Here is a 19,097-nt window from a genome sequence, read left to right on the forward strand (position 1 = left end):
CAATATCAATGATATTTAAAATAATTAATTGATAATATTTGGAATAATTATAAGAAGTATACAATGTCCAAAAGATAAGAAAATAAATTTGTGAATACTGCAATAAGATGGAAGAATAATAATGTACAAAAGCAACAAAATTTAAGTGGGCTGATGAAGATGTGAAAAGGGGGGATAGGATACAAAAAATAGGGGAACAAGGAAGCGAAAGCGAAGGAGAAAGAGGAGGAGAAAACGGAAGGGAAAGAGATACCGGGTTTGCTATGTATGGAACTGGGATTTTTCCTCAAAAAAAGCCATGTTTTTTCTTGACTTTTCTTTATCTCAAGCTTATATTTGTTGGGCGTGAGTTTTCTCGCGCCTTTCTTTATGCATGCCTTTCGCAAGGTGGTCACATAAAGGGAGCAAAACTATTATGAAAGGAGACCAAAATGCCAACATTTAACCAGCTCGTTAGAAAGGGTAGAGAGACCAGTAAGAAAAAGTCCACTGCCCCTGCTCTTCAGAAAGGGTTCAACTCTTTACAGAAGAGAGCAACTACGAACAGCGCTCCACAAAAGAGAGGTGTTTGTACAGCCGTAAAGACTGCAACACCGAAGAAGCCGAACTCTGCTCTTCGTAAGATCGCCAGAGTACGTCTTTCCAACGGAATCGAAGTAACATCCTACATTCCCGGAGAAGGACACAACCTTCAGGAGCACTCTGTTGTTATGATTCGTGGTGGCCGTGTTAAGGATCTTCCCGGTACACGTTATCACATCATTCGTGGTACTTTGGATACCGCAGGCGTTGCAAATCGTATGCAGGCTCGTTCCAAGTACGGCGCAAAGAGACCTAAGGCAAAGAAGGCTTAAGCCGAAATCGTAGTTTTCATTTAGACATGGTTATGACGGAAAATTTGGTCACAAAGATAGATAAGCCTGTGTCCATTTCCGCATGAACTCAAAGAAGATGGGAAAAACATTTTCCTAAGAGAGTACCGTTGATCTAAATCCAGTATTTAAGGAGGGAAGTAACGTGCCACGTAAAGGACATACGCTACACAGAGATGTACTGGCAGACCCAATTTACAATTCCAAGATTGTAACTAAGCTTGTAAACTCCATCATGTTAGATGGTAAGAAGGGTGTTGCACAGAAGATCGTTTATGGAGCATTCGAGAAGGTTGCCGCTAAGGCAGAGAAGGATGCTGTAGAAGTATTTGAAGAAGCAATGAACAACATCATGCCTGTACTTGAAGTAAAGGCAAAGAGAGTTGGTGGTGCCACATACCAGGTACCAATGGAAGTAAAGCCTGAGAGACGCCAGACATTGGCATTAAGATGGCTTACAGAGTTTTCCAGAAAGCGTTCTGAGAAGACCCAGGCAGAAAGATTAGCAAATGAAATTATGGATGCAGCCAACAACACAGGTGCTGCAGTAAAGCGTAAAGAGGAGATGCATAGAATGGCTGAGGCCAATAAGGCATTTGCTCATTACAGATTCTAATAGGAGGAAAGACATTGGCTGAAAGACAGTATTCCCTTGAGCACACAAGAAATATTGGTATCATGGCGCATATTGACGCCGGTAAAACAACACTTTCCGAGCGTATCCTCTATTACACCGGTGTAAACCACAAGATTGGAGAAACCCACGAAGGTAGTGCTACCATGGACTGGATGGAGCAGGAGCAGGAGAGAGGTATCACCATCACCTCCGCTGCAACTACTTGCCACTGGATTCCTGAGAAGGAGCACAAGAAGATCCCCGGAGCACCGGAATATAGAATCAACCTTATTGACACCCCGGGACACGTAGACTTTACCGTAGAGGTTGAGCGTTCTCTTCGTGTTTTGGACGGCGCAGTAGGTGTATTTGACGCAAAGAGCGGTGTAGAGCCTCAGTCTGAGAACGTATGGCGTCAGGCAGATACCTACAATGTACCCCGTATGGCGTTCATCAACAAGATGGACGTTGTAGGAGCGGATTTCTTCCACTCTGTACAGACTATCGTAGACCGTTTGGGTAAGAACTGTATCATTACCCAGGTTCCGATGGGAAGAGAAGACACCTTCAAAGGAGTAATCGACCTCTTCGAGATGAGAGCTTACTTCTACAAGGATGACAAGGGTGAAGATATCGAGATCACAGATGTTCCTGAAGAGTTCAAGGACTTGGCTGAGGAATATCGTGAGAAGTTGGTAGAGCAGATTTCCGAGTTGGACGACGACCTTATGGAGAAATACCTTGAGGGAGAGATTCCAAGCGAGCAGGAATTAAAGGCAGCCCTTCGTAAGGGTACCATTGCAGGACAGGCTATTCCTTGCCTTTGCGGTACTGCTTATCGTAACAAGGGTGTGCAGAAGCTTTTGGATGCGGTTATTGATTTCTTACCCGCACCTACAGACATTCCCGATATTCAGGGAACCGATATGGATGGAGAGCCTGACAGCAGACCTTCTTCCGACAATGCACCTTTCGCTGCTCTTGCCTTCAAGATTATGACTGACCCCTTCGTTGGTAAGTTAGCATATTTCCGTGTGTATTCCGGAACATTAAAGACCGGTTCTTATGTTCTGAACTCCACAAAGGAAAAGAAGGAAAGAGTTGGACGTTTGCTACAGATGCATGCAAACAAGAGAAACGAGTTGGATGAGGTATTCTCCGGAGATATCGCTGCGGCAGTAGGATTTAAGCTTACTTCCACAGGAGATACCATTTGTGATGAGCAGCACCCCATCATCCTCGAGTCCATGGAATTCCCGGAGCCTGTTATCTCTGTAGCTATCGAGCCTAAGACTAAGGCTTCTCAGGGTAAGATGGGTGAGGCTTTGGCAAAGCTTGCTGAAGAAGATCCTACCTTCCGTGTTAGAACCAACGAGGAAACAGGACAGACCATCATCTCCGGAATGGGAGAGTTGCACCTTGAGATTATCGTAGACCGTCTGCTTCGTGAGTTTAAGGTAGAGGCAAACGTTGGTGCTCCCGAAGTTGCTTACAAAGAGACTTTCACAAAGCCTGTTGATGTGGAAGGAAAGTACATTCACCAGTCCGGTGGTTCCGGTATGTACGGACACTGTAAGGTTAAGTTCGAGCCTATGGATCCGAATGGAGAAGAGCTCTTCAAGTTCCAGTCTACCGTTGTGGGTGGATCTATTCCTAAAGAATACATCCCTGCAATCGAGAAGGGTATTCGTGAAGCTGCCAACTCCGGAGTACTTGCAGGATTCCCTGTATTGGGTGTTAATGCCAACGTTTACGACGGATCTTACCACGAGGTCGACTCTAACGAGCGTGCCTTCGAGTTTGCCGGATCTATTGCCTTCAAGAACGCTATGCAGAAGGCTGATCCAATCCTTTTAGAGCCTATCATGAAGGTGGAGATTACTACACCGGAAGAGTATATGGGTAACGTAATCGGAGACGTAAACTCTCGTCGTGGTAGAATCGAAAGCATGGAAGACATCCCTTCCGGAAAGCAGGTTAATGCCTTCGTTCCATTGTCAGAGATGTTCGGATATGCAACAGACCTTCGTTCCAAGACTCAGGGTAGAGCAAACTACTCCATGTTCTTCGAGAAGTATGAGAAGTGTCCTAAGAACGTTCAGGAAAAGGTTCTTTCCAACGTAAAGAAATAATAGAATTACGTAGGAAAAAGAATGTATTTATTCCATAGAAAAACTTAACTATGGGATAGAAAAAAGAAGATTTAACAGGCCTTTTCTGTGGCCCTTCAGACTACAGAAAAAGGCTTGCTTTCAAGGAAAACTAATGATAAAATCATGGTCACTGGGTTCTTTTTCGGACGAACTTGGGATGTACTGCAATTCGCATGCTATGCATGCGTTGGTGCTTGGCATGATTTTCGTTGTATTACATTTATTAGGAGGGTATTGAAATGGCAAAGGCGCATTTTGAGCGAACCAAACCACACTGTAACATCGGAACTATCGGACACGTAGACCACGGTAAGACAACTCTTACAGCTGCTATTACCAAGGTTTTAGCAGACCGTGTAGCTGGTAACACAGCAACAGACTTCGCTAACATCGATAAGGCTCCGGAAGAGAGAGAAAGAGGAATCACCATCAACACCTCTCACGTTGAGTACGAGACAGAGAAGAGACACTATGCTCACGTTGACTGCCCGGGACACGCCGACTATGTTAAGAACATGATCACCGGTGCTGCTCAGATGGATGGAGCTATCCTCGTAGTAGCTGCTACCGACGGTGTTATGGCGCAGACAAGAGAGCACATCCTTCTTGCACGTCAGGTAGGTGTTCCTGCTATCGTTGTATTCCTGAACAAGTGTGACATGGTTGACGATCCAGAGCTTCTTGAGCTTGTAGAGATGGAAGTTAGAGAGCTTCTTTCCGAGTATGAGTTCCCTGGAGATGACATCCCTGTAATCAAGGGCTCCGCATTAAAGGCTCTTGAAGATCCGAAGTCCGAGTGGGGCGATAAGATCATGGAACTTATGGATGCTGTAGACAGCTATATCCCAGAGCCAGCTCGTGAGACTGATAAGCCTTTCCTTATGCCTGTTGAGGATATCTTCACCATCACAGGACGTGGAACTGTTGCTACCGGTAGAGTAGAGCGTGGAGTTCTTCATGTATCTGATGAAGTTGAAATCGTTGGAATCAACGAGGAGACTCAGAAGTCCGTTATCACCGGTATCGAGATGTTCCGTAAGCAGCTTGATGAGGCTATGGCAGGAGATAACGTTGGTCTTCTTCTCCGTGGTATCAACCGTGACCAGATCGAAAGAGGACAGGTTATCTGTAAGCCGGGTTCTGTAAAGTGCCACAAGAAGTTTACCGCTCAGGTTTACGTATTAACAAAGGATGAAGGTGGACGTCATACTCCTTTCTTCACCAACTATCGTCCTCAGTTCTATTTCAGAACCACTGACGTAACCGGTATCTGCATGCTGCCAGACGGCGTAGAGATGGTTATGCCCGGTGATAACACTGAGATGGAAGTAGATCTTATTCACCCAATCGCTATGGAAGAGGGACTTCGTTTCGCTATCCGTGAGGGTGGAAGAACTGTAGGATCCGGAAGAGTTGTTAAGATTCTTGAGTAATTAGAAAGAATCCCTAAACGAATCTTTAAGAAAAGCGTGTTTCGCAAGGAACACGCTTTTTTGCTGTATTTTTTACCTAAAGTGCGTTATGATAGAAAAGTTAAACTGAACAAAGATAGGACAAAAAATATGGGAAAAAATCTTGATAATTTAGATGATGTAAAGAAAATGTTGTCGAAAAAAAGTCGAGAAAAGATTATTTTAAAGAAAAGAAATCAACGACAAAGAAAACTGCATAAGATTCAGAAAAAGAGAAGGGATTTTCATGAGCAATCCTTTTTTCTGATACCGATTATTGTGTTGGTCTTAATCGTGCTGATTAAAATATTGGAAGCATTGGGCTTTGGCGCTTCACCCTATCAGGAGAAGCCGAAGCTGAAGGCCAGCGCTTCCAACATTGTCAGTTCTTCGGATGTGGAAGAAGATACGGATCAGACCTTGGCGGAATACAATGATGATGTATTGGAGAAATTTTTCCAGGAGTATTTTCAGGCGAAGCTTGCTGCGGATGTGGATACCCTCTATCGTCTTAGTGGTGTGGAAAATCAAAGCAAGGAGCAAAGAGAAAGGTTACAAAAGCAGCTGAAAACCCAAGCCGGATATATTGAAGCCTATGACAATATAAAAACCTACGCGGTGCCGGGTATCGGGAAAAATGAAAAGCTTATTTTCCTGCAGTATCAGGTGCATTTCAGAAGGGCAAAAACGCCGGCACCGGCTTTGATGTACTGCTATATGCGGGTAAATGATCAAAATTCCTTTGAACTGGTGGAGAATAAAACTCCGGAGCAAACAAAATTTATCCATGCCTATATTGCCTCCCACGCCAATGTGCAGGATTTAATCAATGCGGTGGATTCTCAGCTTTTAGAGGCTCTGTCTTCAGATTCTCGACTGGCTGTTCTTTATGATGCCTTCCAGACCGGAAGAATCTATACCCAGGATCAGGCCTCCATTGATTCCGAGGTCTCTCTTTTAGAGGTAAATGATGATGGGCCGGCTGCAGTTACAGAATCCGATGGCAGTGTTTCTCCGGCTCCCGGCGGGGAAGCCAATTCTTCAGCTTCTGAAAAACCGACATCGGCAGAAAATGCCGGCGGAGAAACTTTAGCTGATGTCGGTTTGGAAACAACAGCTACAACAACCTCAGAAGGAACTACAGAAAGTACAGCTGCCGGTAACGGATAGATGACCTGGCAGATATAGCCTTTATCCAAAGAAATAGTACAGCTAAAGCATTATCATCCGGTAACGGATAGAAGATAGTGTTACAGAAGGGAATTCCATGAATACCAAGGATTTTTATTATGATTTACCGGAGGAATTGATTGCGCAGGATCCCCTGATGAATCGCTCCTCCTCTCGACTCATGCTTTTAAATAAGGAAACGGGAGAAATCGAGCATAAGCATTTTTATGATATCCTGGATTATTTGCATCCGGGAGACTGTCTGGTTTTAAATGAAACCAAGGTGATTCCTGCCAGATTATACGGGGTGAAGGAAGATACCGGAGCGCAGGTGGAGGTGCTTTTATTACATCGAAAAGATAAGGAGCACTGGGAGTGTCTGGTAAAGCCCGGAAAGAAATTAAAGCCCGGCGCAAGAATTTCCTTTGGGGATGGAAGACTTAAGGCGGAGATAGTAGATATTTTAGAGGAGGGAAACCGGCTGATTCGCTTTGAATTCAGCGGAATTTTTGAAGAGGTATTGGACAAGTTGGGAGAAATGCCTCTTCCTCCTTATATTACCCATAAATTAGAGGATAGAACCCGTTATAATACCGTCTATGCTAAAGAAGAGGGCTCTGCGGCAGCCCCTACGGCGGGACTGCATTGGACAAAAGAGCTACTGGAGCAGTGTGAGGCTAAGGGAGTTGAGATTCTTCGCATCACCCTTCATGTAGGCCTTGGTACCTTCCGGCCGGTGAAAATGGAGGAAGTGGAGAAGCATCACATGCATTCCGAATATTATTCCGTTTCCCAAGAGGTGGCGGAGAAGATAGAAGCCTGCAAAAAAAGAGGAGGAAGAGTCATCTGTACCGGAACCACCTCCTGCAGAGCCCTGGAGTCCGCCGCAAGAGAAAGTGGAAAAATAGAAGCCAAGTCCGGCTGGACAGATATTTTCATCTATCCGGGATTTTCTTTTAAGGTGATGGATGCCTTGATTACCAACTTCCATTTGCCGGAGTCCACCCTTCTTATGCTGGTATCCGCATTGTCCAGCAGGGAGAAAATCTTGCATGCCTATGAAGAGGCGGTTAAGGAAAAGTATCGTTTCTTCAGTTTTGGGGATGCCATGTTTATTCATTAGGAATAAGGGGGAAGGATGCGTATCAATAAATGGCTCAGTGCCATGGGAATTTGTTCCAGAAGAGAGGCGGACCGTTATATTTCCGAAGGCAAGCTTTTGGTAAACGGAGAGAAAGCCAGCCTTGGTATGGAAATTCTGGGAAAAGAGGAGATTCTCCTAGATGGGAAGCTTATTTCCGGAAAAGGGCATAAGAAGGAAAAACCCAAGCCTGTACTGCTGAAATATTATAAGCCAAGAGGCATTATTTGTACCACAGGAGAGAAGGACAGAGGGAAAAATGTCATTGAGGCCATAGGCTATAAGGAAAGAATCTACCCAATCGGTCGTCTGGATAAAGACTCTGAAGGCTTGTTGCTTTTGACCAATCAGGGAGATTTGGTGAATCAAATCAATAAAGCCAGCGGCTATAAGGAAAAAGAATACATTGTTTCGGTGGATAAGCCGATTACTAAGGAGTTTTTACAGGAAATGTCCTCGGGAGTTTACCTTCCGGAACTGGAGAGGACTACCAGACGGGCAGTGCTTTGGCAGGATCCGAAGTTGCCCAAGGAGATTCAGCGGAAGCAGTTTCACATTGTCTTAACGGAAGGCTTAAATCGCCAGATTCGTAGAATGTGCGAAGCCCTTGGCTATGAAGTGACCCGCTTAAAGCGGATTCGGGTGATGAATATAGAACTGGGAAAAATGAAACCCGGAGAATATTTCGAGATAAAAAGAGAAGAGTTAGAGCTTTTTTGAGGGATAGTCCGAAGCGCAAGAATGATAGCTTAGGAAGTAAGAGGATAAGTATGGGGAGTCAAGAAAATAGCAAAATAGAAGAAAATAGCGGATTGCAAGAAGCCGATAAGCAGGATAGTATTGCCCGAATGAAGGAGTTGATTTCCTTTTTGAATGAGGCGGCTAAGGCCTATTATCAGGAGGGAAGAGAGATTGTCTCCAACTTAGAGTACGACAAGGCCTATGATACTTTGCTGAGTCTGGAAAAGGAGAGCGGCGTGGTACTTTCCGGAAGCCCCAGCCAAAATGTAGGCTATGCGGTAGCTACCGCTCTACCCAAGGAAGCCCATGAAACACCGATGCTTTCGTTGGATAAAACCAAGTCTGTAGAGGATTTGCAAAGCTTTTTGCAGGGGCAGGAGGGAATTCTTTCCTGGAAATTGGACGGATTAACCATCGTTTTGCATTATCAGGAGGGAAAGCTGTTAAAGGCGGTGACCAGAGGAAACGGTATCATAGGAGAATTGGTTACGGAAAACGCCAAGACCTTCCAAAATTTGCCATTACAGATTCCTTTTAAGGGGCATCTTGTGGTGCGTGGAGAGGCCTTTATTTCCTATTCCGATTTTGAAAGAATCAATGAAGAACTTCCGGAAGAGGGAGCCAAATACAAAAACCCCAGAAATCTTTGCTCCGGTTCCGTTCGTCAGCTGGATCCGAAGGTGACGAAGGAAAGAAGGGTGCAGATTTCGTTGTTTAGCCTGGTGCTTGCGGAGGAAGAGGGAAAAGCTCCGGATTTTCATAACCAGCATGAGGAAGAGTTCCGCTTTCTGGAAAAGCAGGGATTTTCCGTGGTACATCGAAAAATGGTGAACGCTGAAAATATCCAAGAGGCGGTGGCGGAGTTTTCCAAGCTGATGCCGAAAAATGACTTCCCCTCCGATGGGCTGGTGCTTTTATATAACGATATCGCCTATGGAGAAAGCTTGGGAAGAACCGCGAAATTCCCCCGGAATGCCATTGCCTTTAAATGGCAGGATGAGGAGGAAACTACAAAGCTTCTTTCCGTGGAATGGTCTCCCAGCAGAACAGGCTTGATTAATCCGGTGGCGATTTTTACTCCGGTGGAGCTGGAGGGCACCCTGGTCAGCAGAGCCAGTCTTCACAATATCACCTATTGCGAGGATTTGGCTCTTGGTATCGGAGATGAAATCACGGTTTATAAGGCAAATATGATTATTCCCCAGATTGGGGAAAATAAAACAAAGTCAGGGAATTTGGAGATTCCCAAGCATTGTCCCGCCTGTCAGGGAGAAACCAGGATTGTTAAGGACAAAGAAACCAAGATGCTCTATTGCACAAATCCCCATTGTCCGGCAAAGCGGATTAAGCAGTTTGCTCTATTTGTCAGTCGAGATGCCCTGAATATCGAGGGACTTTCCGAGATGACCTTGGAAAAATGGCTGGGCAGAGGCATTATCCAGGAGTTTCCGGATCTCTTTTCCTTGGAAAAGTATAGGGAAGAAATTATCGGTATGGAGGGCTTTGGCCTAAAGTCCTTTGAGAAAATTCAGGAAAATATCGAAAAGGCTAAAACTTCCAATCTGGGTAGACTTCTTTATGGTCTGGGAATCGAGGGAATCGGTGTTAGCAACGGTAGAATGTTGGCAGAGGCCTTTTCTCAGGATCCATACAAGCTGATGGACGCTACAAAAGAAGAAATCCTTCAGGTGAAGGGCATTGGGCAGGTCTTGGCAGATAGTATTGCAGAGTATTTTCAAAAGGAAGAAAACAGGCGCATAGTTTTGGAACTTCTCTCTATTTTGCATTTGGAAAAGGAAGAGAAAGAGGAAAAAAGCGGAATCAGCGGAAAGCATTTCGTGATTACCGGAGCGGTTCATCATTTTCCCAATCGTAAGGCTTTAGAGGAGGAAATCCGAAAGGCCGGGGGGCAGAGTAGCTCTTCCGTGTCTCAAAACACGGACTACTTAATCAACAATGACAGTACTTCCGGAAGCAGTAAGAACAAGAAGGCCAAGGAGCTGGGAGTTCCGATTATAACGGAGGAAGAGTTCTTAAAGCTTTTGGAGGCTTAAGTTTTGCCGTTCAAGAAAGGCAAGGGACAGTGAAGGGATTGCAGGGATAGTGAAGGGATTGCGGGGATAGCGATGAGCTTCTGAGCTGCTATATTTGAGACTTAAAGTGTCGGAAGATAGGGCACGTATCATCAAAGGAAAGGACAGAGAATGGAAAACTATGATTTATATTTTCCCCACCTGGGAATCGGCATTGAAAAATTACAGAACAGTATCTCGGTTTTTGGTTTTTCTATAGCTTTCTACGGCATTATTATTGGAATCGGAATGCTTCTGGGCATGTCGGTGGCTTCAAGGGATTATGCCAAGCATGGCCACAAGGTGGATGATATTCAGGACTTTGCCTTGATTGTGATTGTTCTGGGAGTCATCGGCGCCAGGCTCTACTATGTGATTTTCGAGTGGGAATATTATTCCAAGCATTTGTTGGAGATTCCCAATATTCGTCAGGGAGGATTGGCAATTTACGGCGGCGTATTGGCGGCCATTGCCACCTGTATAGGCTTTTGTAAGAAGAGAAAGCTGAACTTTCTGCCGATGGCGGATTCCGGTGCCATCGGATTGATTTTGGGGCAGGCTATCGGCCGTTGGGGAAATTTCTTCAATGCGGAAGCCTTTGGGGGATATACGAATTCCTTACTGGCCATGCGGATTAAGGAAAGTATTGTGAATCCGGGGATGCTGAATAGTGATGTGCTCTCGAATTTGCAATATATTTCCGGCGTATCCTATATTCAGGTGCATCCCACATTTTTCTATGAGAGTATGTGGAATCTCTGTGTTTTTGCCTTTCTTTATTTTTACTCTAAAAGAAAGAATTATGACGGACAGATTTTTCTCTTTTACTTAATGCTATACGGTTTTGGACGCTTCTTTATTGAAGGACTTCGGGCGGATTCCCTGATGTTCTTCGGAACCGGCATTGCGGTTAGTCAGATGCTTTCTTTGCTTTTGTTTGTGATCAGTATCATCGCTCAGGTCATCCTTTATGCCAAAAAGAAGGGGAGCCTGTAAATACTTGCTTTGGAGGACTTCATGAAACATATCATTATCGGAACTGCCGGACACATTGACCATGGCAAAACTTCTCTTATTCGTGCTTTAACCGGAAGAGAGACGGATCGCTTAAAGGAAGAACAGGATCGGGGGATTACCATTGAGCTGGGCTTTACCTGGTTTGACTTAAAGGACGGCACCCGCTGCGGTGTCATCGATGTACCGGGACATGAGAAATTTATTCAGCAGATGGTTTCCGGAGTTTGCGGTATGGATATGGTGCTCCTGGTTGTGGCGGCGGATGAGGGAATCATGCCCCAGACCAGAGAGCATTTGGACATCCTTTCTCTGCTTGGCATTGAGAATTGCATTGTGGTGCTGACCAAATGTGATTTGGTGGATGAGGACTGGATTTCCATGGTGAAAGAGGACATTCGGGAGGAATTCCGGGGAACCATGCTGGAGAAGGCTAAGATTGTGGAGGTATCCACGAAAACCGGAGCGGGAATCGATGGCTGCAAGGATGCTATTTTGGAAATGGTGAAAACTCTTCCGGAAAAAAGCCCCAGCGGTCTACCCAGACTCCCTATTGACAGGATCTTCAGCCTGCAGGGCTTGGGAACCATTATTACCGGTACCTTGATTTCCGGAACTTTGACAAAGGGGGATGGGGTGGAGATTTATCCCAAGCGTCTTCCGGTGCGCATCCGAAATATCCAGGTTCATGAACAGGATGCAGAGCAGGCGGTGGCAGGACAGAGAGTGGCCTTGAACCTTACAGGATTAAAGAAGGGCGATATCAAGAAGGGCGCTGTACTGGCTCGGGAAAACAGCTTTGAAAATACCAAGCTTTTGGATGCTAAGGTGCGCATTCTTCCCTCCTCCCAAAGAACCGTTAAAAACAGAGAGAGACTGCATTTTCTGACCGGTACCATAGAACTGCTTTGTCGGATTATTCTTCTGGACAAAGAGGAGCTTAAGGCAGGGGAAGAGGGATATTGTCAGATTCTTTTAGAGCAGGAAATGGTTTTTGCCAAAGGGGATCCCTTCCTTCTTCGGTTTTACAGCCCTGTGGAAACCATTGGCGGAGGAACTGTTCTGGAGGCCAATGCCAAGAAGAAAAAACGTTTCCGGGAAGAGGAAATTGATGCCTTAAGACGAAAGGAAGAGGGCTCTTTAGAGGAGACTTTGGAAAGTTATTTCCTGGAGGCAAAATTTGGTGCCGGCCTAAAGGAGGCGGGAAAAGACCTTTCTTTGGAAAATGAGGAATTGCTTCCCCTTGTGGAGGAGCTACGGGGTAACGGAAAGCTTTGTGAGCTTCCTTTGCAGCAGGGAACAGTTTATCTTCATGGAGACAATAAATTTTATTGGGAGAGTAAATGCAAGGAAGAGTTGGAAAAATTCCGAAAAGCCCATCCCTATCGCATCGGTATGGCAAAGGCGGAATTACGGGAAAAGTTATGGAAAAAGGGCAATGCCAAGGTCTTTGATGCCCTGCTTTCTCTCCTTCCCGAGCTGCAAACTAAGGGGGATCTGCTCTATCTTTCCTCCCAAGAGGATTTTAAAGACGCAAATTATCAAGGAATAGAAAAGAACATTTTAACGACTCTGGAAAATGCCGGCTACCAGCTCTTGAAATTGGAAGAGCTGGAAAGAGGAAAGGCCAAGGAAGAAGATTTTCAGGATATTTTGCAAAATACCGTAGTGGAAGGAAGAGTGGTGAAGGTAGGAGAGGATCCTGAGCTTTTGATTCTTGCACAGGATTTGGAGAAGGTTAAGGTTTGGGTATTGGATTATTTTCAAAAGGAAGAAGTCCTGGGCATTGCCACCCTTAAGGATGCATTTTCTACCAGTAGAAAATGTGCAAAAGCCATGATTCAGTATTTTGATCGGGAAAAAATTACGAAAAAGGTTTCCGGAGAATCGGAGCGTGTGGCCGGGCCCGCTGCAAAATAAGAGGGGGAGTGCAAGATGAAAAAACTACTGATTTACGGAGATTCTATAAGCTACGGCTATCTTCCCAATGAAAAGCATCAGGATCTGCGTTTACCCTTGGAAGAACGGTATTATTATAGCTTGGAACAGGCATTTCCTGACTATTCCCTTCTGGTGGAAGCAAAGGTGGGGCGATGCATTCCGGAACTTCCCTTTGAGTGGGAGGACTTGAAGAAAGCCTGCGAGGGTTTTGGACCTGAAGATAGAATGATTCTTTTTCTGGGAATCAACGATTACTTAAGCTTTGGAAGACCTGACGGAGAAAGAGTCATTAAAAGGCTTGCAGAATTTTTTGAGGACTGTCCTCGCTACGGAATTCCCTTCCCGAAGGAACATATCCTGTATATTGCCCCTCCCTCTCTGTCCTTTCCCGGAGATCGTTCTTATGAAGCCTTTTCTACCTTGGATGGAAAATGGGATGCTTCCCTAAAGGCATTTTGCAAGGAAAAAGGAATTCTGTGCTTTAGCCCCTTTGCTTTAGCTCTTCCCCGCTTTCCGGACCGGGTACATCTTCTTCCTGAAGGGCAGATTATTCTGGGAGAAGTGCTTTTACAATTTATAAAGGAAAAAGATTTTTTAGCGTAATAAGACGAATTAGAGCTGTAACGAATGAAAATAATGTAGTGCAAACGATTTTGATTCTTTATGGCTTTTTTTATTTCGTTCTTGCTAAACTGCATGGGAGATAGTTGTTTAAATTTTTGGAAAGCTTTAAAAAACTATACAAAATCGCAAGAAAAATTCAGCAAAATGGACTATGTATATAGAAATTTACTATATAAAGTCGGAAAAAATTGCTATAGAGAAAAATTCTGGATAAAATATTCACAATCAAACATTTTTCTTTAATGAAAAGGAGAAAAGCCATGAATGTTTTACAGGATTTTATTGGAAAAGGAAATACGTTCCTTTGGAGCTTTCTGCTGATCTTCTTGCTGTGTGGAACCGGAATCTATTACACGATTCGCCTGCGTTTTATTCAGCTAAGACGCCTTGGAGAAGGATTTAAGTTGGTTTTCGGACACTTTTCCTTAAAGGGTGAGAAGCATGAAAAAGGAGAGATGTCACCCTTCCAGGCCATTGCGACTGCGATTGCGGCCCAGGTAGGAACCGGTAATCTGGCGGGTGCTGCAACAGCGATTGTCAGTGGAGGCCCGGGTGCAATTTTTTGGATGTGGGTTTCCGCATTTTTTGGAATGGCAACCATCTATGGCGAGGCCGTATTGGCTCAGGTGTATAAAGAAGAGAAGGATGGCGATATAACCGGAGGTCCTGTATATTACATTAAGGCTGCATTTTCCGGTGCACTGGGTAAGGTTTTGGCCGGACTCTTTGCGGTATTCATCATCTTGGCTTTAGGCTTTATGGGAAATATGGTGCAGTCCAACTCTATCGGTGCAGCGTTCCAGGAAGTCTTCCATATTATGAACTTTGAAATTCCTCCTATAGCTATCGGTATCTTTGTTGCAGCGATTGCAGCCTTCATCTTCCTTGGCGGAACCAAGAGATTGGCAGCTGTACTGGAGAAAATTGTTCCGATTATGGCAGGCGTATATATTCTGGGTGCGGTAGTCTTTATCCTTATGCATATCACCGCTTTGCCGGGAGCATTGGCATCTATCTTTATCGGTGCTTTTAATCCTCAGGCAGTAACCGGTGCGGCACTTGGTATCACCATTCGTCAAGCTATTCGTTTCGGCGTTGCAAGAGGACTCTTCTCTAACGAAGCCGGAATGGGTTCCACTCCTCATGCTCATGCCAGAGCAAAGGCGAAGTGCCCGGATGATCAGGGACTTTGCGCAATGGTTTCCGTATTTATTGATACCTTTGTTGTTTTGAATTTTACGGTATTCGTTATTTTAACCAGCGGTATCTATGGACAGCTGGATCCCGCAACCCAGAAGCCTCTGTATACCGGTATTGCTTTAACCCAGAGAGCCTTTGTAGCTGGCTTCGGTAATTTTGGACATTTCTTTGTAGCCATTTGTCTGTTCTTCTTTGCTTTCTCCACTGTTTTGGGATGGCATTTCTTCGGAGCGGTAAATGTACAGTATCTCTTCGGAAAGAAGGCGGTCACTCTTTACTCCCTGATTGTTGTAGCTTGTATTATTGTAGGAACAACATTAAAGGTAGAATTGGTTTGGGATATGGCGGACTTCTTTAACGGTCTGATGGTTATTCCGAATGTCTTGGCTCTGCTTGCTCTATTCCGTGTAGTGAAAGAGCATGTGAAAAAATAAAAGAAATATAGGATGAATAATCCTTTTTTCTAATTCTATTCCTTAAATAGTAGTAAAGAAAAAAGTGCTGCCCGGCAGCACTTTTTTCTTTCGTATTTGTTATGGCTATTTCAGACTTTCGTCTAGGGTAATTTGATTATACCTTGGAGATCTTCTTTTGTGAAATTGGACAATTCCATAAAGCTTTGGACTTATAGAATCTTACTATGGATAAAAAAGTAATTTTTATAGATATTTTGTAAAAATATGCTAAATCAATATTTTGAAATACGAATTCATCAATATAAAAATTTTTTTGATAGTATAAAAATTATTTTGTAGAAAATACTTATAGAATAAAACAATATATAAAACAATTTTGTTGAAAAACTCTACAAGTGTTGTTAAAATGCTGACAAGCACCATAAATAAGGCATGTTCAGAGAGCGCGAAAGCCACCGAAGAGGCAAGTTGTTGAAAAACGATGAATCTTTCAGGTAAAAGGATGAATATGTTGGGGACTCTGAATCTAATGAAACAGGGGATGCGAGAAATTTCTCGTTCCCCTGTTTTGTGTTTTTTAGAAAGGAGAAGTGTAATGAGAACCTTAGTGATTGTTACCAATAACCCTTTGGTGAAAGAAAATGTACCGAAGAAATATCCAAGCGTGAAGATAGAGATTGACTACAAGGAGATTTCCTTCATGGATACCCTTAAGGCGGTACGGGATATGGTACATATGGGAGGAAAGATTCTGACCCATCCTTTAGATGGCTCCATTAAACCCAATGAAACTCCCTACGAATCCGTACTTCTGGACAAGACACCGGAAGAAGGATTTGATATGAAGTCCCTGGATTTGATCGAGTATGCCTTGAATACCTGTGAGAAGTTCGAAGAAAACGAACGAATTCACGAGGAAAAGGTACAGAAGGATTTCCAGACCTTGGACTGGACCCTGCTGGACAGCGGGTTAGAGTCTTTAGTGTTACATTAAGGACATAAAGGAGCAGTTAGGCATTGTGCTTGGCGCTTTTTATGAATCATACTTAAAAGGAGGAAATGAAAGTGAAGCTGGAATTAGGTAAGATTTTCATTAATGACATCCAGTTTGCCGAGAAAACAGAAATCAAAGACCACGTTCTCTATGTATCCAAGAAAGAACTGAGCGAAGTTTTTCTGTCAGAAGAGAAGATTAAAGAAGTGGAATTTGATGTGGCAAGACCTGGTGAATCCGTTCGTATCACACCGGTTAAGGATGTGATTGAGCCAAGAGTCAAGGTAGAAGGAAAGGGCGGCGTATTCCCCGGAGTGGTTGCTCCTGTGGATACCGTAGGATCCGGAAAGACCTATTGCTTAAAGGGAATGGCAGTAATTACTGCAGGACCTATCGTTGGTTTCCAGGAGGGTGTTATCGATATGTGCGGACTTGGAGCAGAATATACTCCATTCTCCAAGACTGTAAACCTCACCTGTGTATGCAAGCCGGTAGAAGGAACAGAGTCCCATGACTACGAGCAGGCTGTTCGTTTGGCAGGCTTGAAGACCGCTGCATTTATTGCTGAGAAGGCTAAAGAGCTTACTCCTGATGAGACTAAGGTATATGAGACCTTGGATCTTATGGAAGGCGCAAAGGCATTTCCGGATCTTCCAAGAGTTGGATATGTTCAGATGCTTCAGTCTCAGGGATTACTGCATGACACCTATGTTTACGGCGTAGATGCAAAGAAGATTCTTCCCACCATTCTGTATCCGACAGAGTCTATGGACGGCGCTATCATTTCCGGAAACTGCGTATCCGCTTGTGATAAGAACCCAAGCTATGTTCACGAGAACAACCCTGTTATAGAGGATCTTTTCGAAGAGCACGGTAAGACCATTAACTTTGTGGCCCATATCATTACCAACGAGAACGTTTACCTTGCTGATAAAGAGCGTTCCTCCAACCAGACCGCTAAGCTCTGCAAGATGCTTCACTTAGATGCAGTTATCATTACTGAGGAAGGTTTCGGTAACCCGGATACAGACTTGATTATGAACTGTAAGAAGATTGAAGCTGAGGGCATCAAGACTGTAATCATCACTGATGAGTATGCAGGAAGAGACGGAAAGTCTCAGTCCTTGGCAGATGCGGATGTGGCAGCGAATGCTTTAGTTACCGGTGGAAATGCTAACCAGCTTATCACCCTTCCGAAGTTGGATAAGGTAATCGGAACTCTGGATTACATGACCAAGATTGCGGGAGCTAGTGATACTACAGTGAAGGCTGACGGTTCCTTGGAAGTAGAAATTCAGGTTATTACCGGTGCTACCTCTGAGGTTGGCTTTAACAAGCTGAGTGCAAGATAAGGAGAAGAAAATGGGAAAATTAAAGGTTGTTCAATATATTAACCAGTTCTTCGCTCAGGTCGGTGGAGAGGATAAGGCAGATTATCCTATGGAGTACCATGAGGGCGCTATGGGCCCGGGACTTGCTTTCCAGCAGGCTTTCGGTGATGAGGCTGAAATCGTTGGAACCATCGTTTGCGGAGATAGCTACTTCGGAGAGAATACCGACAAGGTAAAGCCGGAGATTTTAAAGAAGGTTGCTGAGCTTAAGCCGGATTTATTCATTGCAGGTCCTGCATTTAACGCCGGCCGTTACGGATTTGCCTGCGCAACCATTGCGGCAGCAGTTCAGGAGGAGCTTCATATCCCTGTTATCACAGGTATGTACGTTGAGAACCCGGGTGCTGATGAGGCAAAGAGCAAGATCTATATCGTTTCTACCAAGAACAGTGCTGCAGGTATGAGAGATGCAGTAAAGAAGATGGCACCTCTTGGCTTGAAGCTTGCAAGAGGAGAGAAGATCGGTTCCTCCAAGGAAGAGGGATATATCCCACAGGGAATCCGTGTAAACTTCTTCGAGGATAAGAGAGGATCAAAGCGTGCGGTAGAGATGCTTTTGGCTAAGATTTCCGGTAAGGAATTTACCACAGAGTATCCAATGCCTTCCTTCGACCGTGTGGCTCCAATGCCCGCTATCAAGGATATGTCTAAGGCTACCATCGCTTTAGTAACCTCCGGCGGTATTGTTCCAAAGGGCAATCCGGATCATATTGAGTCTTCCAACGCTACTCGTTACGGCGAGTACAGCTTAAAGGGCGTAAATGACTTAACAGCAGAGACCTATGAGACTGCTCACGGCGGATATGACCCCAGCTATGCAAATCAGGATGCTGACAGAGTATTACCTGTTGACGTTCTTAGAGATTTAGAGAAGGAAGGAAAGATCGGAAAGCTTTACGATTACTTCTATACTACAGTAGGTAACGGAACTGCAGTAGCTTCTGCTAAGAAGTTTGCTGAGGAAATCGGTGCAAAACTTAAGAAAGACCATGTAGATGCGGTCATTCTTACCAGCACGTGAGGAACCTGTACACGTTGCGGTGCAACAATGGTAAAAGGTATCGAAGCAACAGGAATTCCTGTAGTACACATTTGTACAGTTACACCTATCTCTATGACAGTAGGTGCTAACCGTATCGTTCCGGCAATCGCTATTCCTCACCCACTGGGAAATCCGGCTATGAAACCGGAAGAGGAGAAGGCTCTGAGAAGAAAGATTGTAGAGAAAGCTTTAAAGGCTCTTTGCACAGAAGTTTCCGATCAGACTATTTTCAAGTAAGCTTGTGTTTTATAAAAACACT

Annotated in this window: 16 protein-coding genes and 1 riboswitch; of the genes, 15 read left to right on the forward strand and 1 reads right to left on the reverse strand. The window is 44.4% G+C overall.

All coding sequences use genetic code 11. The features are described 5' to 3' along the window. Window positions 1-431: 431 nt before the first annotated feature. From rpsL to RYO92_RS00260, 7 genes are all read left to right on the forward strand, one after another. On the forward strand, window positions 432-854 hold the full coding sequence (rpsL, locus tag RYO92_RS00230; RefSeq protein WP_007157964.1) for a 30S ribosomal protein S12: 423 nt from the start codon (window positions 432-434) through the stop codon (window positions 852-854). Window positions 855-1,017: 163 nt separating this feature from the next. Beyond that, on the forward strand, window positions 1,018-1,488 hold the full coding sequence (rpsG, locus tag RYO92_RS00235) for a 30S ribosomal protein S7 (RefSeq protein WP_007157963.1): 471 nt from the start codon (window positions 1,018-1,020) through the stop codon (window positions 1,486-1,488). A gap of 14 nt (window positions 1,489-1,502) precedes the next feature. Beyond that, on the forward strand, window positions 1,503-3,620 hold the full coding sequence (fusA, locus tag RYO92_RS00240) for an elongation factor G (RefSeq protein ID WP_315369088.1): 2,118 nt from the start codon (window positions 1,503-1,505) through the stop codon (window positions 3,618-3,620). A gap of 260 nt (window positions 3,621-3,880) precedes the next feature. Beyond that, the gene (gene tuf, locus RYO92_RS00245) at window positions 3,881-5,074 is read left to right on the forward strand and encodes an elongation factor Tu (RefSeq protein WP_007157961.1); all 1,194 of its coding nucleotides are present in this window, start codon (window positions 3,881-3,883) and stop codon (window positions 5,072-5,074) included. Between the two features lie 129 nt (window positions 5,075-5,203). Further along, the gene (locus tag RYO92_RS00250) at window positions 5,204-6,262 is read left to right on the forward strand and encodes a hypothetical protein (protein WP_315369089.1); all 1,059 of its coding nucleotides are present in this window, start codon (window positions 5,204-5,206) and stop codon (window positions 6,260-6,262) included. A 97-nt stretch (window positions 6,263-6,359) separates the two neighbouring features. After that, complete coding sequence (gene queA / locus RYO92_RS00255; RefSeq protein WP_315369090.1) at window positions 6,360-7,385, forward strand: tRNA preQ1(34) S-adenosylmethionine ribosyltransferase-isomerase QueA; 1,026 nt, start codon at window positions 6,360-6,362, stop codon at window positions 7,383-7,385. Window positions 7,386-7,400: 15 nt separating this feature from the next. Continuing rightward, entirely contained in the window at window positions 7,401-8,123 is a 723-nt protein-coding gene (locus RYO92_RS00260) for a pseudouridine synthase (protein WP_314328541.1), read from the forward strand. On the opposite strand, the gene RYO92_RS11215 is transcribed toward RYO92_RS00260, so the two are convergent. Continuing rightward, window positions 8,109-8,216 carry a hypothetical protein gene (locus RYO92_RS11215; protein WP_418888212.1) on the reverse strand — a complete coding sequence of 36 codons (108 nt, stop codon included), beginning with the start codon at window positions 8,214-8,216 and terminating at the stop codon, window positions 8,109-8,111. The genes RYO92_RS00260 and RYO92_RS11215 overlap by 15 nt on opposite strands. Window positions 8,217-8,251: 35 nt before the next feature. On the opposite strand from RYO92_RS11215, the gene ligA reads away from it, so the two are divergent. The 8 genes from ligA (at window position 8,252) to grdB (ending at window position 19,075) form a co-directional block, all read left to right on the forward strand. Then, a complete protein-coding gene (gene ligA / locus RYO92_RS00265) occupies window positions 8,252-10,198 on the forward strand; it encodes an NAD-dependent DNA ligase LigA (protein ID WP_315369128.1) in 1,947 nt (648 codons plus the stop codon). A 150-nt stretch (window positions 10,199-10,348) separates the two neighbouring features. Beyond that, window positions 10,349-11,212: a prolipoprotein diacylglyceryl transferase gene (gene lgt / locus RYO92_RS00270; RefSeq protein WP_183683277.1), complete on the forward strand. Its 864-nt coding sequence runs from the start codon at window positions 10,349-10,351 to the stop codon at window positions 11,210-11,212. A gap of 21 nt (window positions 11,213-11,233) precedes the next feature. Next, window positions 11,234-13,150: a selenocysteine-specific translation elongation factor gene (selB, locus tag RYO92_RS00275; RefSeq protein ID WP_315369091.1), complete on the forward strand. Its 1,917-nt coding sequence runs from the start codon at window positions 11,234-11,236 to the stop codon at window positions 13,148-13,150. Between the two features lie 15 nt (window positions 13,151-13,165). Next, complete coding sequence (locus RYO92_RS00280) at window positions 13,166-13,774, forward strand: lipase (RefSeq protein WP_315369092.1); 609 nt, start codon at window positions 13,166-13,168, stop codon at window positions 13,772-13,774. 281 nt (window positions 13,775-14,055) lie between these two features. Then, complete coding sequence (locus RYO92_RS00285) at window positions 14,056-15,429, forward strand: alanine/glycine:cation symporter family protein (protein ID WP_315369093.1); 1,374 nt, start codon at window positions 14,056-14,058, stop codon at window positions 15,427-15,429. A gap of 408 nt (window positions 15,430-15,837) precedes the next feature. Beyond that, window positions 15,838-15,927, forward strand: a riboswitch (glycine riboswitch). 79 nt (window positions 15,928-16,006) lie between these two features. Continuing rightward, a complete protein-coding gene (locus RYO92_RS00290) occupies window positions 16,007-16,405 on the forward strand; it encodes a GrdX family protein (protein ID WP_183683269.1) in 399 nt (132 codons plus the stop codon). Between the two features lie 71 nt (window positions 16,406-16,476). Next, window positions 16,477-17,757, forward strand: a complete 1,281-nt coding sequence (locus tag RYO92_RS00295; protein WP_308578907.1) for a glycine/sarcosine/betaine reductase component B subunit — start codon at window positions 16,477-16,479, stop codon at window positions 17,755-17,757. 10 nt (window positions 17,758-17,767) lie between these two features. Next, a complete protein-coding gene (grdB, locus tag RYO92_RS00300) occupies window positions 17,768-19,075 on the forward strand; it encodes a glycine reductase complex selenoprotein B (protein ID WP_315369094.1) in 1,308 nt (435 codons plus the stop codon). The last annotated feature ends 22 nt before the right edge of the window (window positions 19,076-19,097 follow it).

It is taken from the genome of Oribacterium sinus, assembly GCF_963553175.1.
Taxonomy (GTDB): Bacteria; Bacillota; Clostridia; order Lachnospirales; family Lachnospiraceae; genus Oribacterium; species Oribacterium sinus_B.

What these genes read in the sequence shown, in the direction of transcription:
- RYO92_RS00250 (WP_315369089.1), top strand. Translation starts at nt 5,204, where the DNA reads ATGGGAAAAAATCTTGATAATTTAGATGATGTAAAGAAAATGTTGTCG.
- queA (WP_315369090.1), top strand. Translation starts at nt 6,360, where the DNA reads ATGAATACCAAGGATTTTTATTATGATTTACCGGAGGAATTGATTGCG.
- RYO92_RS00280 (WP_315369092.1), top strand. Translation starts at nt 13,166, where the DNA reads ATGAAAAAACTACTGATTTACGGAGATTCTATAAGCTACGGCTATCTT.
- RYO92_RS00260 (WP_314328541.1), top strand. Translation starts at nt 7,401, where the DNA reads ATGCGTATCAATAAATGGCTCAGTGCCATGGGAATTTGTTCCAGAAGA.
- ligA (WP_315369128.1), top strand. Translation starts at nt 8,252, where the DNA reads ATGAAGGAGTTGATTTCCTTTTTGAATGAGGCGGCTAAGGCCTATTAT.
- rpsL (WP_007157964.1), top strand. Translation starts at nt 432, where the DNA reads ATGCCAACATTTAACCAGCTCGTTAGAAAGGGTAGAGAGACCAGTAAG.
- RYO92_RS00285 (WP_315369093.1), top strand. Translation starts at nt 14,056, where the DNA reads ATGAATGTTTTACAGGATTTTATTGGAAAAGGAAATACGTTCCTTTGG.
- lgt (WP_183683277.1), top strand. Translation starts at nt 10,349, where the DNA reads ATGGAAAACTATGATTTATATTTTCCCCACCTGGGAATCGGCATTGAA.
- selB (WP_315369091.1), top strand. Translation starts at nt 11,234, where the DNA reads ATGAAACATATCATTATCGGAACTGCCGGACACATTGACCATGGCAAA.
- RYO92_RS00290 (WP_183683269.1), top strand. Translation starts at nt 16,007, where the DNA reads ATGAGAACCTTAGTGATTGTTACCAATAACCCTTTGGTGAAAGAAAAT.
- tuf (WP_007157961.1), top strand. Translation starts at nt 3,881, where the DNA reads ATGGCAAAGGCGCATTTTGAGCGAACCAAACCACACTGTAACATCGGA.